Annotated in this window: 10 protein-coding genes; 3 read left to right on the top strand and 7 right to left on the bottom strand. The window is 56.7% G+C overall.

The features are described from left to right. Positions 1-81: 81 nt before the first annotated feature. Together E5161_RS12390 and uvrB are read right to left on the bottom strand one after the other, a co-directional pair. On the bottom strand, positions 82-4,464 hold the full coding sequence (locus tag E5161_RS12390; protein ID WP_246042202.1) for a DEAD/DEAH box helicase: 4,383 nt from the start codon (positions 4,462-4,464) through the stop codon (positions 82-84). A 63-nt stretch (positions 4,465-4,527) separates the two neighbouring features. Next, positions 4,528-6,531, bottom strand: coding sequence for an excinuclease ABC subunit UvrB (gene uvrB / locus E5161_RS12385; RefSeq protein WP_136778118.1), 2,004 nt, complete (start codon positions 6,529-6,531; stop codon positions 4,528-4,530). A 166-nt stretch (positions 6,532-6,697) separates the two neighbouring features. Here uvrB and E5161_RS12380 point away from each other — a divergent pair, with 166 nt between their 5' ends. Both E5161_RS12380 and E5161_RS12375 read left to right on the top strand, forming a co-directional pair. After that, positions 6,698-7,498 carry a flagellar motor protein gene (locus tag E5161_RS12380; RefSeq protein ID WP_136778179.1) on the top strand — a complete coding sequence of 267 codons (801 nt, stop codon included), beginning with the start codon at positions 6,698-6,700 and terminating at the stop codon, positions 7,496-7,498. After that, complete coding sequence (locus tag E5161_RS12375; RefSeq protein ID WP_136778117.1) at positions 7,482-8,231, top strand: OmpA/MotB family protein; 750 nt, start codon at positions 7,482-7,484, stop codon at positions 8,229-8,231. The genes E5161_RS12380 and E5161_RS12375 overlap by 17 nt, the downstream gene beginning before the upstream one ends. Before the next feature lie 720 nt (positions 8,232-8,951). Here the strand turns inward: E5161_RS12375 and E5161_RS12370 are convergent. From E5161_RS12370 to ftsE, 5 genes are all read right to left on the bottom strand, one after another. Next, entirely contained in the window at positions 8,952-10,382 is a 1,431-nt protein-coding gene (locus E5161_RS12370; RefSeq protein ID WP_136778116.1) for a PDZ domain-containing protein, read from the bottom strand. A 79-nt stretch (positions 10,383-10,461) separates the two neighbouring features. Then, entirely contained in the window at positions 10,462-11,931 is a 1,470-nt protein-coding gene (locus E5161_RS12365; RefSeq protein WP_246042201.1) for a S41 family peptidase, read from the bottom strand. 176 nt (positions 11,932-12,107) lie between these two features. Further along, a complete protein-coding gene (locus E5161_RS12360; protein ID WP_246042200.1) occupies positions 12,108-13,286 on the bottom strand; it encodes a murein hydrolase activator EnvC family protein in 1,179 nt (392 codons plus the stop codon). A gap of 27 nt (positions 13,287-13,313) precedes the next feature. After that, positions 13,314-14,231, bottom strand: coding sequence for a permease-like cell division protein FtsX (gene ftsX, locus E5161_RS12355; protein WP_136778115.1), 918 nt, complete (start codon positions 14,229-14,231; stop codon positions 13,314-13,316). Next, positions 14,221-14,907, bottom strand: a complete 687-nt coding sequence (gene ftsE, locus E5161_RS12350; RefSeq protein WP_136778114.1) for a cell division ATP-binding protein FtsE — start codon at positions 14,905-14,907, stop codon at positions 14,221-14,223. Before ftsE ends, ftsX begins: the two co-directional genes overlap by 11 nt. A gap of 241 nt (positions 14,908-15,148) precedes the next feature. On the opposite strand from ftsE, the gene E5161_RS12345 reads away from it, so the two are divergent. Further along, positions 15,149-16,600 (top strand): VanW family protein, encoded by a 1,452-nt coding sequence (locus E5161_RS12345; protein WP_136778113.1) that lies wholly within the window; start codon positions 15,149-15,151, stop codon positions 16,598-16,600. Positions 16,601-16,904 lie beyond the last annotated feature (304 nt).

Below are 16,904 nucleotides of genomic sequence, written 5' to 3'. Positions count from 1 at the left end.
GCCGCCGCACAACCAATAATAGGAATGTGTGTTCCCATTCATTATACAGAAGTGTAAACGGTCATGCAAATATTCCGCAAATTAGCGAAGCTGGCTCGGCCATAAAACGAGAGAGTCCCGATCCCGTTCCGCGCCAAGCGCCAGCAGAACATCTGCCGCCTGGGAATCGCGAATTTTGCGGCCATTCCACTGTTCCACGGAAATTTTGGACAATCCCCTATGTTTAAGCAACAGAGAGAATGCCGTTTTGAGCACCCGTTCCTGTTCCCGTCTGTCCGGAGAATCGCCGCCGGATCCTGACATGGCGTAAATTCTCTTCCCGTTGTTTTCTACCCAGTATAGCCACCGGTCACCCTGCAGAACCATGTAATTCCCCGGTTTGCGCGAGAAGGAGGCGCCTTCCGCAGCCGGCCAGTCCACGATCATCCCGTATGGATTCGCCGGATCGACCGATGATAGCAGCGTGATGCCGGACGGCGCGCCGCCGGGCACCGGCTTTCGGATCGTCTCGGCCATCTCACGGGTCGTGAACTGCAGGACGTGAAGATCGCGGATGAACATTCCGCGCGTCACCGCTCCCCATTCCTCCAGCTTTCTCAGTACCGGAATTAAAGTATCCCATGGGTAAGGGCTCGTTTGGGCGACAATATCCTTCGTCACCAGGCCGTAGGTCTCCAACAGATGATGCACCCACCGAACGGCCGGTTGATCTTGCGGATCCGCCCCCTGCGGCGTCTCTCCGCCGCTGTCCGCCGGTGCGTCTCCACCTAGCAAGGAACCCGTCCAATACCAGCGGCCGAGTCCGGAGCCGGCTTTCAGGAAACCGTCCTTGCCTTTGATTCGGGTGGACATACGCAGCGGCGCAAACTGATCGTTGGACACATGCCCTTCCCACACCAAATCCAGCAGAGAAGGAAGCAATTCGGACGGCAGCTTGCCGGTCTCCTGGCTTAAGCGCGTCAGAAACCGGGCTCCGCCGGTGCGCAGCATTTCCAGAAGCTCCGGATGCGAGCATTCCCGATTCTCGCCGGTCGATAACCATGGCTCGTAGAGCGCACGCTGTTCGGCAAGGAAGAAGGCGACCTTCCCTTCTTTGCCGTCTGCGTCTTTGCGCCCGAGCCAAATCACTTGACCCGAGGCGCAGAGCAAATCGAGACTTTCTTTGCGATAGTCGGTCAGCCGAGACGGAAAAATGATCGATTCCCAATGCAACAGCGGCAAAAATAAGCCTTGCAGCCGTTCGATCACCTGCAGCAAACCCTCGCTTCCCCGGCGTGCTTGATCCGGCAGCACGTGCTGTTGCCGCAGCAAATGACCGAGCCAGCGCGAAGCATCGACAGGCTCGATATTCCGGCGGGCTTTCCCGATCGACAGCCGGATGAGCCGGGCCGCCACATTCCGGCCGGACCAAATTCGTTCTTCTGGATCCGCCGCGAACGGCGCCTGTTCGATCAGCCCCTGCTTAAGCAGTGTATCCACTGCAGCTTCCGCCGCCGGTCCGTCGAGAACGGGGTACCGCTCCTGCAATTCCGCTTCCGTGAAGGAAAGACGATTGTTCGCATAACGGCCGACGATGAAGATGACTGATTCCGGGGATTCCGGGAAGGCTTCGTATATCTCCCGCTCGTCCGCGGCGATCCAACGCTCAGCGTGGCCGCCGATCCTACGGACGCCCGACACGCGCCGGCGACGCCGCAGCTCCTGCAGCCATTCCGCCGACTCCGCTCCTCCCCAATGGACGATCTCCTCTTCCGTGGCATCGCCCCGCTCCTTCAACAGCCGCAGTAGTTCATCAGCATTGCGCAAGACGGCGGCCGGCCGGCTCAGTCGTTCTCCTTCCTCCGCCAAAATGTCCGGATCGACCGGTTGTAGACCGCTATCCGAGCCGAACAGCTCGCCGGCGAATGATTTGCTGAATTGCAGCAGCTGCAGCTGAACGGACTCGTCCAGCCCGTCGCCCTCGTAAATCCGCATATTTACATAGTCGAAAATAAACTGAGCCGCCATGGGCGAAGGAAACTCGGTTTCTCGCACGTCCATTTCGATCCGGCCGTCCGCCAGCGCTTCGAGCACGTCCCGCAAACGGTCAATGTCCAAATAGTCGTGCATCGCCTCCCGCATCGCTTCCTGAAAATACGGAAACCTCTCGGCATAAGGGAGGGCGTTTTTCAGCAATTCCGCGCCACGGAGTCTTTTCTGCCAGAGCGGAATGCGCGTAAAACTGCGAGATAGCAGCAACGACGTCTCGGCGATACGCCGAAACGCGACGGCGAGCAGCGGCGAGCCGGCCAGCGCTTCCGCCAGCAAAGCGTCCACATTGGCGGATGTCACCTGCCAAATCACATGCAGCCACGAAACGTCCCATTCCGAGAAAACGAGCTCGATTCCGTTGTCCTTCGCATTGCCGTACACGCGGTAAGGAAGCGTGTTTTCGAACTGCCGCTCGATCGCCAACAGCCAAGTGCGGTTCAGTCTTTTGCCGAAATGGTTGTGGATGATTACATGTTTCTGATTGGCGACATCCCGGTAATGCTCGACGACGATCCGCCGGTCCGTCGGCACCAGGCTCACGGCCTTCTGAGAGCGGATATACCCGATCAGTTCATTCCCCGTATGCGCATCCATGCCATAGCCGGACTCGAGCCATTCGATCGTGGCTTCGTCCTGGCTCTCAAGCCTCGTCTCCAACTCCCGGAGAAAGCCCCCGATCTTCGCTCCCAATTCATAAGAACGGCTGGCCGCCTCGTTGCGCCAAAACGGGATTTCGCTGAAGCGGTTGCCGGCTTCCGTCGCATACACCCGGTCATGCTTGATTTCGCGGATCATCCATGGCTGAGAGCCCAGCTGCACGACGTCGCCCACCTTCGTTTCCTGGATGAATTCCTCATCCAGCTCCCCGATGTGCGCGCGGCTTTCGGCATGATGGACCGGATACGCCGAGCTTTGCGGAATGGTGCCCGCACCCGTGATCGCCGCCATCGCCGAATTCGCACGCCGCGTCACCGCGCCGGTCTCCCGGTCCCAATCCAACAGCGGACGGACGAAAGGGTAAAACCCGGACTGCAGCTCCAGCAGCGATTCCAGCCTGTCCCTCGGGAACGCGCGATAGCTGTCGCTTCGGATAATGAGCCGGTAAAGACGGTCCACCGTCCAATCCTGCTCCGCGGCCATGGCGACGGTCTGCTGCGACAAGACGTCCAGAGAATCCCGCGGAACGCGGATTTCCTCAATGTCCCGTTCCGCGATTAACCGGCTCAGCACGGCAATGTCCGGCAGCGCACCCTTGTACCGGGCGACGATCGCTCCTCGGCTCGTATCGCCGACAGAGTGGCCGGCCCGGCCTACCCGTTGAATACCGGCTGCCGCCTCTGGCGGTGGATCGATTTGGATGACGAAATCCACATGACCGACGTCGATCCCCAGCTCCAGCGAAGCCGTCGCCACAATGCAGCGCAGCTCGCCGGCTTTGAGCATCCGTTCCACTTCCAACCGCCATTCCCGCGACATGCTGCCGTGATGGGCTCTGGCCATTTCGTATCCGACGTGATCGTTCAGACGCAAACAAAGCCGCTCGCATAAGCGTCGGCTGTTCACATAAATCAGGACGGACCGGCTCCCCTCTATCAGCTGCATGATCCGGTCCAGCAAGGGGAGCCATACCGCTTCCCTCGTTTGGGCAGGACGGTTTTGATCCGGTATGGTCGCCTGTACCGAGTACCTCTTGACGATGTCGCTCTCGACGATACGAACCGGTCTCGCCCGATAGCCGAGCGGATGCACGAATCCGTCGACCTCGATCTTTCCGTTCGGTCCGCCGCTCGCACCGTCCTCTTCCTCCCAGCCGGCGAGATACCGCGCAACCCGCTCGAGCGGTTTCTGCGTTGCGGATACGCCGATCCGCTGCACGGCATGACCGCACAGCTCCTGCAGGCGCTCGAGCGACAGCGACAGATGGGTTCCCCGTTTATCCGCCGCCAGACTGTGAATTTCGTCCACAATGACTTGCCGGACCGATTGCAACATATTGCGGCCGTTGTTCGAAGTGAGCAACAAATACAGAGATTCAGGCGTCGTCACGAGCAAATCCGGAGGCCGTCTCTGCATGGCGGTCCGCTCCGCCGGCTTCGTATCCCCCGTTCGCACGGCGCTGCGGATACCCGGCCATGGTTGTCCCGTTTCCGCGGCCACCCGTTCAATCTCTTCCACAAAGCCGAACACATGGTGATGAATATCGTTATTTAACGCCTTTAACGGTGTGATATATAAAATTTTCACCCCGTTATCGTCCGCTCCCTGGGACTTCTCCCATAGCAGCCGATCCAGACATGGCAAAAGGGAAGCCAGCGTCTTGCCCGACCCCGTCGGAGCGGCAATCAACGAATGGCTTCCCGAAGTAATGGCCTCCCACGCCCGCCGCTGAATATCCGTAGGTTCGCCGAATGTTCGGACAAACCACTCGGACATGACGGGAAACATCCCTTCAAAAGGCGGGCTAGCAGGCATCCTTTTCACTCCATTTCAGCAAGGTTAAGACATGCCGGCTTTCAACTCAAGCAGCGCGTCGCGAAGCTCCGCTGCCCGTTCGAACTGCAGGCTCTTGGCCGCTTCCTTCATCTCGAACTCGAGACGCTCGATCATGGACTGACGTTCTTTTTTGGACATTTTCCCGAATTTCTCGGCTTCCGTCAAATAACCGGTCTTCTCCTCTGCCACCTTCGTCGCTTCGATGATGTCGCGCACTTTTTTGCGGATCGTCTGCGGCGTAACGCCGTGTTTCTCGTTGTAGGCGATCTGGATGGCGCGGCGGCGTTCCGTCTCGGTAATCGCCTTATCCATCGAGTCCGTCCGTTTATCGGCATACATGATGACTCTGCCTTCGGAGTTGCGCGCCGCACGGCCGATCGTCTGGATCAGCGAGCGCTCCGCACGCAGGAACCCTTCTTTGTCGGCATCGAGGATGGCCACCAAGCTCACCTCGGGCAAGTCAAGACCTTCTCTGAGCAAGTTAATCCCCACGAGGACGTCAAACACACCCAGCCGCAAGTCCCTCAAAATCGCCATTCGTTCCAGCGTTTTAATATCTGCGTGCAAGTAACGGACCTTGATACCCACATCTTTTAAATAATCGGTCAAATCTTCCGCCATCTTCTTGGTAAGCGTCGTGACCAGCACCCGCTCTTCCTTGGCGATACGCAGCCGGATTTCGTCCAACAGGTCGTCGATCTGCCCTTTGGTCGGACGTACCTCGATGATCGGATCCAGCAATCCCGTCGGCCGGATGATCTGCTGCACCATTTCCGGGCTGTGCTCCAGCTCGTACGGGCCCGGTGTCGCGGAGACGTAGATGAGCTGCTTCGCTTTTTTCTCGAACTCTTCGAATTTCAGCGGCCGGTTGTCCAGTGCGGACGGCAGTCGGAAACCGTGATCGACCAGCACTTCTTTGCGCGCACGGTCGCCGTTGTACATCGCCCGGATTTGCGGCAGCGTAACGTGAGACTCGTCGATGACGACGAGGAAGTCGTCGGGGAAAAAGTCCATCAATGTATAAGGAGTCGCTCCGCGCTCCCGGAACGTCAGCGGTCCGGAATAGTTCTCGATGCCGGAGCAGAACCCCATCTCCGCCATCATCTCCAGATCGTAGCGGGTTCGCTGCTCCAGCCGCTGCGCCTCCAGCAGTTTGCCCGCTTCGCGAAGCTCCGCCAGACGCTCCTCCAGCTCCCGTTCGATATTCACAATCGCCAGTTTCATCTTTTCTTCGTGGGTTACAAAGTGAGAGGCAGGGAAAATAGCTACATGATCCCGCTGCCCGGTAATTTCCCCCGTCAGCACGTCAATCTCGGTAATCCGTTCGATTTCGTCGCCGAACAGCTCGACCCGGATCGCCTTATCGTCTTTCGATACGGGGAAAATCTCGATCACGTCGCCCCGCACCCGGAACGTTCCGCGGGTGAAGTTGATGTCGTTCCGCTGATATTGAATATCCACAAGCTTGTGCAAAATGACGTTGCGCGGCTTCTCCATGCCGACCCGCAGGCTCAGGCGCAAATCGCGGTACTCTTCCGGAGAACCGAGGCCGTAGATGCACGAGACGCTGGCCACGATAATGACGTCGCGGCGCTCGAAGAGCGACGAGGTCGCGGAGTGGCGCAGCTTGTCGATCTCGTCGTTGATGCTGGAGTCTTTTTCGATATACGTATCGGAAGACGGGATGTACGCCTCCGGCTGGTAGTAATCGTAGTAGCTGACGAAATACGATACCGCGTTTTCCGGAAAGAACTCCTGAAACTCGCTGCAAAGCTGAGCCGCCAGCGTCTTATTGTGCGCGATAACCAGCGTCGGCTTGTTGAGTTTGGCAATCGTCTGGGCAATGGTGAACGTCTTGCCGGTACCGGTGGCGCCGAGCAGCGTCTGGTGTCTTTTGCCGGCTACTACCCCGTCGGACAGTTTGCGGATCGCTTCCGGCTGGTCGCCTTGCGGCGCGAATTCCGAAACCAGCTTGAACGGTTTATCGAGTATTTGAGTATCCGTCATAGCGTCAGGTAAACCCTCCTTTTGAAAATGTTCGAATCCCTATCATGTGAAGTCGGGAGAATCCCGATATATATAGCAAAACGAGCTGCGATCAGAATGTGTGTTCCCCTGTTGATTATATCGGTTTCCTGCGGCATCGTCAAAGGAGTGACAAGTTTTGAAACGATTGGATAAGACGACCGTGTTTGGCATTTTGGCCGGCCTGCTGGCGCTGATCGGCGGATTCCTGTGGGAAGGCGGCCACTGGCGCGGCTTGTTCGAGAAAACGGCGGTGCTGATCGTGTTTGGCGGAACGTTCGCCGCTACCGCTGTCAGTTTCCCTTGGTCCAGGCTGCGGCGCATCCCCGCGTCTCTTCGCATCGCTTTTCGCTCTGGTGAGGAGGATGCCGGTCAGTTGGTCGAGGATATCGTGGAATTAGCGACCGTCGCTCGGCGTGAAGGCGTTTTGGCGCTGGAATCCAGAATCGTCGAGCATCCGAACCGGTTCCTACGGGACGGCTTGCAAATGGTGGTGGACGGAACCGACCCCGAGCTGAACCGGCAAATTTTAGAGGTCGAAATCGACGGTGTGGAACAAAGGATGGAGCAGCAGGCCAAAATTTTCGAATCCGCCGGCGGTTTTGCACCCACGATGGGCATCATCGGCACCGTCATGGGCTTGATTCACGTGCTGGGCAACCTGTCGGAGCCATCGGCGCTCGGACCGTCCATCGCCGTGGCGTTTACCGCCACCTTGTACGGTGTCGCTTCGGCAAACATACTCTATTTACCCATTGCGGCCAAAATTCGTTCTCGCGCAGCCGAGCAGGTGCACACGCACGAGCTGATGCTTGAGGGCATACTCGCAATCCAAGCGGGTGAAAACCCGAATTTAATCCGTAAAAAGTTAACGGCGTTTAGGATGCTGGACGATTCGGCGGATCGGCTCCCTGCAAAGAAGGTGAGTATTGATGCGGCGGCGGAATAAACGAAACCGGGGCGGGCACGAAAATCACGAACGTTGGCTCATTACGTATGCCGATTTGATTACGCTGCTCATGATCTTTTTTGTCGTGTTATATGCGATGAGCCAAATCGACATCAAAAAATACGATGCGCTGGCGCAAACGCTGCAGCATCAATTTCGAAAAGCCGACAGCGTGCTGGAACAGGGAACGGGCGTAATGGGCGGAACCGACCGCGCGAAATACGAGACTCCCTCGCCTTCGGATGCCAAGGAGACGGCGAAAAACCGGGAGCAGGCGCTCCAGGATTTGCTGCACTTGATTGAAAAGTATGTGAAGGACAACCGTTTGGAGAAGCAAGTTTTCGTCGAAGACACGCCCAAAGGCATCGCCATCCGGTTGTCGGATCAGTTCCTGTTCAGTCTGGGACGGGCCGATTTGAAGCCGGGCGCCCGTCCGGTGCTGGACCGGATGTCGGTTTTGCTCGGCCGGCTGAACACGACGATCTCGATACAGGGGCACACCGACAATTTGCCGATCCAGCCGGGCGGCGCGTTCCAGGACAACTGGGGATTGTCGGCAAGCCGGGCTTTATCGGTTCTTCGCTACTTCGTCGATGTGAAAGGCTTGGAAGAGAAGCGATTCGAAGTGGCCGGCTACGCGGACACCCGCCCCATCGCCAAAAACGACACGGAAGCCAACCGGCAAAAGAACCGCCGGGTGGAAATTCTGGTGCTGCGGCAGGAGAAGGAGTAGTGTTGGTGAGTTGGTGGCTCGGGCGCGGTGCATAGTAGCTCTCTGCTACTTATTTCGGTCGGCTGGCAGTTTGGTTACGGCACATAGTAGCTCTCTACTACTAATTTCGTTCGGTTTGCAGCACGGATACGTTGCATAGTAGCTGTGTGCTACTTATTTCGATCGGCTGGTGGCTCGGACCCGTTACATAGTAGCTCCCTGCTACTTATTTCGTTCGGTTGGCAGCATGGACACGGTGCATAGTAGCTCTCTGCTACTAAATTCCTTTAAATGGTTAGCCGGGTACAATACAGAGTAGCGGTGTGCTACTTGCCGTTTAGCCATAGTGGCGATCATGCACATCCCTTAGTCATTTCTGACTAACTAACAGCCACCGCGGTGGCGATCATGCGCAATCCTTAGTTAGTCTGACTAACTAACAATCATCACGGTGGCGATCATGCACATTCCTTAGTCAGTCAGACTAACTAACAACCAGCACGGTGGCGATCATGCGCATTCCTTAGTCCGTCTGACTAACTAACAATCATCACGGTGACGATCATGCGCATTCCATAGTCAGTCTGACTAACTAACAATCATCTCGGTGGCGATCATGCACATTCCTTAGTCAGTCTGACTAACTAACAACCACCACGGTGGCGATCATGCACATCCCATAGTCAGTCTGACTAACTAAAAAAACCCGGAGTATCGCTAACGATACTCCGGGATTTTATGTTACCGTGACTTCGAGCGGCGAGGCGGGAGGCCGGGATCTTGCGGAAGTTCGTCCGCCGCATGAACCGGCTCCAAGTCCTCATCGGAAAGCTCCAGCGGCTCGTCCTCTTCCGCAATCTCGACGGAAGCGGCCATTTCCGTCTCCGCCGCGAGCGCTTCCTCCGCTGCCGGCGCAACGGCGTCCCGCCGACGGCGGGCAAGCCCTTGCCACAGCGAGGCGGAACGCGGCGCCGCCACGAAATCGGCTTCCTCGTCCGGCGCCAACACCAAGCCGAGCATGTGGTGTTCCCCGGCGTAACGCGCGCGCTGTACAAACTTCACATGGCCTTCCCGGTTCACGACCTCCATTTTCGAAAAAGCCGCCTGCCGCTGCAATGCCGCATGCAGCTCCTTCTTGTTGCGGGTCGCCGCCCCGTTCACCTTGCGGATTAATTCCCCGGCCACCAGACCCATCTCCGCCGCCGGAGTTCCCGGCAGCACCGCCAGCACCCGTACGCCGGTGCCGTCCTGTACGTACAGCGGCAGCCGGCCGCGCTCGCGGGAACGGCTGAACAGCAGCAGCCCTTCGTGCAAGGCAAATGCCGCAACGGAAGCCACGACGGCAAGCGGAGACCAGAACGCCGCTCCGGCTGCAAGCCCCGACAACACAGCACCATAGATCATCAAAGCGTAGCCTGACTGCGCCGATTTTTGCTCCGGCCAGTAAGTTTCCGTACGATCGTTGAAACCGATCAGCACGGGAAAAGCCATCAGCGACCAGCTGCCGATGTCGCCCCCGATGCCGAATAACGGCGTCCATGGAAGCTCAAACCCGCCCGATGCCGGAACGAGCCACAGCAGAGGTACCGGCCATAACCCGGAAATCGCGAATCCGCCGACCGGCTTGCCCCGCTTCCCTTCCAGAAACAGGGGAACCGCGGTCTTGGCCCCTTGCAGTCTTACCAGAAGGCCTTCCGCCACATGCAGCAGCCCGGCGAGAAACAGCAGTCCCGGTACATTTATATCGTTCAACGTCTGAACCGCGTCCAGCGCAAAGCCATGCAAATTCGATTCCGAGACGGTTACTGACAGCACCGCTTGTAAAATCCCGAGTGCTCCTGCCGCATAGGCCAAGCATATGTACCGGAGCCGGAATAAGGCGAGCACGAAAGTCGCGATCCACACGAAAAGCAGCGTACCTGCCGTCAGCTCCGCGCCGGCCGCTAGTCCGATCAGCGACAATCCGATGCCCGCAAGCACCCCTGCTCCTGTGCGCCAAAGCGCCACCGTTACCGAGCTGTGCAGCCGGACGTGGAAAAGCCGCCTCTGCAGCTTCGAGGCTTGCCGGGCGTGCCACCAAGCGAGCAGCACCGCGATATAAAAATACGGCAGCGACAGCAGCCCAAGCGCCGCGTTTCCCGCCTCCTGTAAAACGACAAGCAAGGAATCCAATGCGGATCCCCCTTTCCGGGAAAACCCATTAAAATATTGAAACACCAACGGGGCGTCTTATCCCCATCCGTCAGTTTCCTTACCTGGCGAGCAATTCACGAGCCTCTTTCAGCGCGGCCTGCAGCTGCTCGTCCTTCTCCGGCTTTTGCAGCTCGGCGTATAGAGACGATTCGAGCCGGTCCGCCGTTCGTTCATCGACTTCGCCCGTAACCGGCAAACGCTCCCGCTGCTGAAAAGCCTTCACCGCTTTTTCCGTGCCTTCGCTGAAATATCCGTCCGAACGGTCGGCCGGCGTGTCGACGCCTTCCAGAATACGCTGCAGGTTCGCGACCTCTTCGCCGGTTTCGTCACGCCTTAACACCCGGTCTCTGGGCAGCTTGGAAGCCATCCAGTATGCCGGCTGCGAGACGCGGATATCCGGCTGGATCCCTTTATGATGAATCCAGGTTCCGTCCGGGAGAAGCCATTTGAATACGGTCAATTTGACCAGGCTGCCGTCTCCGAGCTCTTTGTCATAGCTGATCTGCACGGTGCCTTTGCCGAAGGTCGTTTCCCCGACGAGCACCGCTCCAGCCGACTGTTTGAGCGCGCCTGCCAAAATTTCCGCAGCGCTCGCGCTCGCTTTGTTCACCAGCACCACGATCGGATACGGCTTTCCGGTGCCCGGAGTGCCCTCGGCCATCTTGGAAGTTTGTTGTCCGTCGCTGTATTCGTACCGCACAACCGGCTGTCCGGTTTTGATGAACTGCCCGGCGATCTTCAAAGTCGACTCCAGCGTGCCGCCCGGATTGTTGCGCAAGTCGATGACCAAGGCTTTCAGCCCTTTGTCCTCCATCGCTTTTAACTCGTCCTGCACTTGAGTTGCCGTTGGAAAAGAAAATTGGCTGATCGTCAAACGTCCGATGCCGCCCTGTAACAGCTCAGACTCCACGGTCTCCACCGAGATACGGTCGCGCACCAGCTCGAGCTCCATCGGTTCCTTGGCGCCGGGACGCAGCACTTTAAGCTTGGCCTTCGTGCCTTTCGGCCCGCGGATTTTGGCTACCGCCTCAGATAAAGTAAGTCCCTGCAGGCTCTCGCCATTGACAGTCAGCAGCACATCCCGGGGCTGAAGACCGGCGCGTTCCGCGGGGGACCCCTTAATGGGCGACTCCACCACGATGACCCCGTTCTCTTTTTTCAAGTCGGCTCCGATGCCGGTAAAAGCTCCTTGGGTCGTATCGGTAAATTTCGCCGCCTCTTCTTTGGACATATAGACCGAATAAGGATCGCCGAGCGAGTCCAGCATGCCTTGTATCGCGCCGTCGACCAGCGCCTTGCGGTCCTGCGGTTCCATGTAACGACTCCCGATGAGGTCCATCACTTTGTCCAGCTTGTCGAGCTCATCCTGCCGCAATCCTTCCGCGGAAGGCGTTCCGGATTCCGACGATGATGGCGTTCCCGATGCCGCCTGCCATGCGGGCGCCTGTGCCGCGCCCCACGTCAGTGCGCCGGCTCCGATCGCCGTCAGCATCATGAGCACCGCTACGGTTCGACCCCGAAACCACACGACCTTCCACTCCTTACCCCAGTCCGTTTTGTCCCCAATCACATACTGTTCCGTCTGAATCCTATTCTATCCCGCCGGCCGCGATTCGTCACGCAAAAACAGCCGCCAGCCGACTCCCCGCCCACGTGTCCAACGCGGCAAGGGCAGCCGGACGGCGGCTGACCGCATCCGATCTATTATTTCAAATAAGGTGCCGGATCCACAGGCGTCTCATTTTTGCGGACTTCAAAATGAAGGTGAGGCCCGGTGGAGTTACCCGTTGAACCGACAAGCGCGATTTTTTCTCCGCGCTTCACGGTCTGGCCTTTTTCGACGAGAATGCCGCCGTTTTTGATATGACCGTACAGCGTCCACAATCCGCCGCCGTGATTGATTATGATGCAGTTTCCGTAACCGCTCCACCATTGGGCGACTAAGACGACGCCCGATTCCGCGGCATAGATCGGCGTTCCTTGCGGAGCCGCCATGTCCAGACCGGTATGAAGCTTCTTCGCGCCGGTGATCGGATGGATCCGATAGCCGAACGGAGACGACAACCGATAGGAAGTATGCAGCGGTACGGCGAGCTTGCCGCCGGTATAGTAAGTTTTAGCCTTGTTTTTCTCGGCTTGGAGCTTGGCCATTTTTTTGGCCATATCCATCAGCTCTTTTTCCGCTTCGTCGCTGATGTCTTCGGACTCTACGATTTGCGCGTTAAGCTTGGCGACCATTTTTTCTTTGGCGTTTTCCTTACTTTCCAAATCTGCCTTCTGATCCGCCATTTGCTCGTACAGCGCCTTTACTTTCATCAATTCATCGGCCACTTCTTGCTGCTTCTTCGCGACCAGCTCACGAGCCGCTTTCTTCTCATTGAGCACATCCCGCGTCTGAATGGTAATGGACTCCATCGCGTCGAAACGGGTGAGGAAGTCGCCAAAGCTCGTGGAGCTGAGCAGCACATCCATATAGGAAACAGCACCGTTCTTATACATAACCTGCAAGCGGGTATCCAGCTGATTGCCGGTCTCCTCTTCGCGTTTCATCGCTTCTTCCAGCTCAAGGCCCGTTTGCTGCAGCTTTTGTTCGGTGTCGGAAATTTTGTTTTCCGTTTGCATCAAGTCTTTGCCCACTTTATCGATCTGGGACATGAGAGCATCGATTTCTTCTTTCGTTGCCTCTTTCTTACCCGTGAGCACCTTGACGCTTTTTTCGGCGTTTTTCTTCAGCTGGGCTTTGCGGTTCATTTCATTTTGCAGATCCTTGATCTGCTTGTTGATCTTATCCAGTTGGGTGGCGGCTTTCCCCTGATAAGGCTGCGTGACGAGTACGGCGACGAGCAGTACGGCCAGCGTTAGGACGATTTTCCTTTTCACCATGGTCCTCCTTGGGATGAGTCGAGTCGTTTATACTTTCAAATATTTGCGTACTGAGATGGTGCTTCCCCAAATGCCGAGCAGCGTGCCGATCGCCAAAATGCTGCCGGTCACGATCCAACCCACATCTTTGAGGGTGGCAAGCTGAATCATGTAATAGCCGATATCGGTCTGCGTCGTCGAGGTCAACTCGGAGTATCCGAAAAGCAGAACGGCCGCCGTAACCACGGAACCGATGATGCCGATCAACGCGCCTTCGATGAAGAACGGCCAGCGGATGAAGCTGTTCGTCGCTCCGACCATTTTCATGATCGAGATTTCGCGCCTTCTGGCGATGATCGTCATCTTGATGGTGGTGGAAATAAGGAACATCGCCATCACGGCCAAGCCCGCCACAAAAATCAAACCGATGTTGCGGACGGCGTTGGTGATCCGGAAAAGCTTCTCGATCGTCCCTTTACCGTACCTCACGTCCGTGACCGGCTTGCTGGCGTCCGTCTCGTTGATGGCCATCACTTTTTTCGCGACATAGGAGACGGTTTGCGGATCGAACACTTCGATTTCAAAAGCATCCGGCAGCGGATTGTTCTCGCTGTTGTAGCCCTCGAGCGCGGCTTTTCCTTCCTCGCCCATACTTTCGCGGAGCTGCTTTAAGCCTTCATCCTTGGAAACGAATTTGACCGATTTCACTTCGGGAATACGTTTGATGGACCGTTCGACTTCATCGATCTTGGCCTGATTGGCGGTGACTTGCAGATAAGCGCGAATCGTCACTTTGCTCTCGATTTGGTCGGCCACCTTGTTCACATTCAAAGCGAGCAGCATGAAGACTCCCAAAATAAACAGCGAAACGGCAATGGAGCTGATGGAAGCGATGCTCATCCAGCCGTTGCGGCCCACGTTTTTGACGCCTTCCCGCAGATGGCGGGCAAGGGTGCTAATTTTCATAGCCGTATTCCCCTCTCTGCTGGTCGCGCACGATGGATCCACGCTCGATGGCGATGACGCGTTTGCGCAGCGAGTTGACGATTTCTTTGTTATGGGTGGCCATGACAATGGTGGTGCCGCGGAAATTGATTTCTTCGAGAAGCTTCATAATTCCCCACGAAGTTTCGGGATCGAGGTTGCCGGTGGGCTCGTCCGCCACGATTACGGCAGGATTGTTGACGATCGCCCGCGCGATGGCGATACGCTGCTGTTCGCCGCCGGACAGCTGGGCAGGCAGACTATTCGCTTTATGCTTCAAGCCCACCAGATCGAGCACTTCCATCGTCCGCCGTTTGATCAGGCGCCGGGGTGACTCGATGACTTCCATAGCGAACGCCACGTTCTCGAACGCGGAAAGCTTCGGAAGCAGTCTGTAATCTTGAAAAATGACTCCGATATTGCGTCGGATGTAAGGAATTTTGCGGTGCTTCAGCTTGCCTATGTTAAAACCGTTAACAGAAAGATGCCCTTTGCTCGGCACTTCCTCCCGATAAATAAGTTTCATGAATGTCGATTTGCCGGCGCCGGAAGGTCCGACCACATACACGAATTCATTGCGTTCAATCACGACATTAATGCCTTGAAGAGCAACCGTTCCATCCGGATAGGTCTTCCATACATCTTGCATTTCAATCACGGTATCACTTCCTGTTAGGTTTCGGACTTTGGATACTTCGACATTTTTGGATAAATTCCTCTGTTGCTGGGCAAGAAAGCAGTGAAACTTGTCGACAGGAATAGGAAAATCACTGATTACATAAAGCTTTCTTAAAAAATTTAAATTTTCTCATTTTACACAAAACTAAATCGCTGCTGGAAGGGTATATATAGTACAGGATTTTTTTCACATTTTTATAGAGAGACGGAGATGGAGCCATATGAAAAAAGGGCTGGTTTTCGCCATCGTATTTGTGTTGCTTGCCGCGGGCGGCGTTGCCGGGGCGGCTTATTATTACGGCCAAGATCACGGGCTTCCGCAAAATGTCGGGGTCGGTGGTCTGCAAGTCGGCGGGCAGCGGCCGGAGGCGGCGATGGACTTGGTGCGGTCTCGCGTTGCCGAATTGGAAAACACCGAGGTGGCGGCGCTGCCTCCTTTGACAGGCAGTCAGTCGAATGCTAAGCCGATCTCACGGACTTTGCGGGAGTTGGGGATGCGGGTAAACGCCGACGACGCCTTGTCCGCGTTGGAGCGTTATCAGGAGCGCGGATGGTGGGACCGTGCCATGCAGCGTTTGCAAGGCGAGCCGGCCGTCTCTTACGATGTGTCGGTCACTTGGGACGATTCTGTGTTGGAGCGCGAGGTCCGCAAAGCTTGGGAGTCTGCCGTTGACAATCCTGGTAAGGACGCCAAACGGGAAATTACCGAGACGGACGATGTCGTGTATACGCCGGAAGTGGCGGGTACCGCATTGGACGTCAAGCAATTGGCCGCACAAGTGAAAAAGCTGGCGCCGGTTGATCTGTCCGTAGGCGGAGGCCAAGGTACCGGCGTGAAATCGCACAATCTTGTGCTCCCTATAGAGAAAAAAATACCCGATGTGACTCTCGCAAAACTTAAGGAAGAAGGTATCGATCGCAAAATTGCGGAATTCACGACTTCCTTCCGAACGAGCGCAGCAGGCCGATCCCATAACGTCACGGTGGCCGCCAAAGCGCTGAACGACACCTTGCTCCAACCGGATGAAATATTTGAATACGGCAAAATCGTGGATAAGGCTGAAAAACAGTACGGCTGGCGCGAAGCGCCCGTCATCGTGAAGGGCAAGCTGACGCCGGGCGTCGGGGGCGGAATTTGCCAAGTTTCAAGCACGCTGTACAATGCCATTTTGCAGGCCGGGTTGGATGTTGTGGAGCGCCGGAATCACTCGCTGGTGGTGCATTATTTGCCGCCGGGCTTGGACGCCACCTTCGCGGACGGCTATGTGAATTTCCGCTTCCGCAATTCCACCGGCAAGCAGCTGCTGATCCGCACGGTCGTACAGGATAAGCGTGTGACCGTGAAGCTGTTCGGCACGCTGCCGGATAACGTGACGTACCGGACGGAGACCGAGCAGATCAAAGTGATCCAGCCGAACGTCAAATATGTCGGCAACCCGAACATTGCGCTCGGCAAGGAGCAGCGGCTTCAAAAAGGCGAGCCGGGTTTCGTCGTGGACACTTACCGCGTGAAGTACGTAGACGGCAAGCAAGCGGCGCGTGACAAAATGCCCCGCTCCAACTACAAGCCGCAGGATGAGTTGATCGCCGTAAACCCGAACGATGCGCGGCTCAAGCCGCAAGACCTGACGCCGCCCACGCCGTCCGTGCCCGGACCGGTCGAGCCGGTTTGATGGTTTGTGTACTACGTCAAAAGCCCGGTCCCCTTGTGGGACCGGGCTTTCGCTTAATTGAATATGCTTTGAAACACAATTCCCGCTATTCCGCCACTCGCCGCCCACCCGATCGCCAGGTAGCAGCTAAGCGCCAATACGATGTTACTTTTCAACACTATACCCGCCGTTTACCCCCTATAGCCCGATTCCACCCAACCGTCAACTGTCCATGCAGAAACTAACCGCCAAAGTACAGTTATAAATGACCATTTTCCATCGCTGGGGCTCTAGAACGTCTAAAATACAGTTATTTTTTTGTCTT

The sequence above is a fragment of the Cohnella pontilimi genome, from assembly GCF_005049045.1.
Lineage (GTDB): Bacteria > Bacillota > Bacilli > Paenibacillales > Paenibacillaceae > Cohnella > Cohnella pontilimi.
Note: the sequence above shows the minus strand (reverse complement) of the source record. Positions and strands in the feature narration are given on the sequence as shown.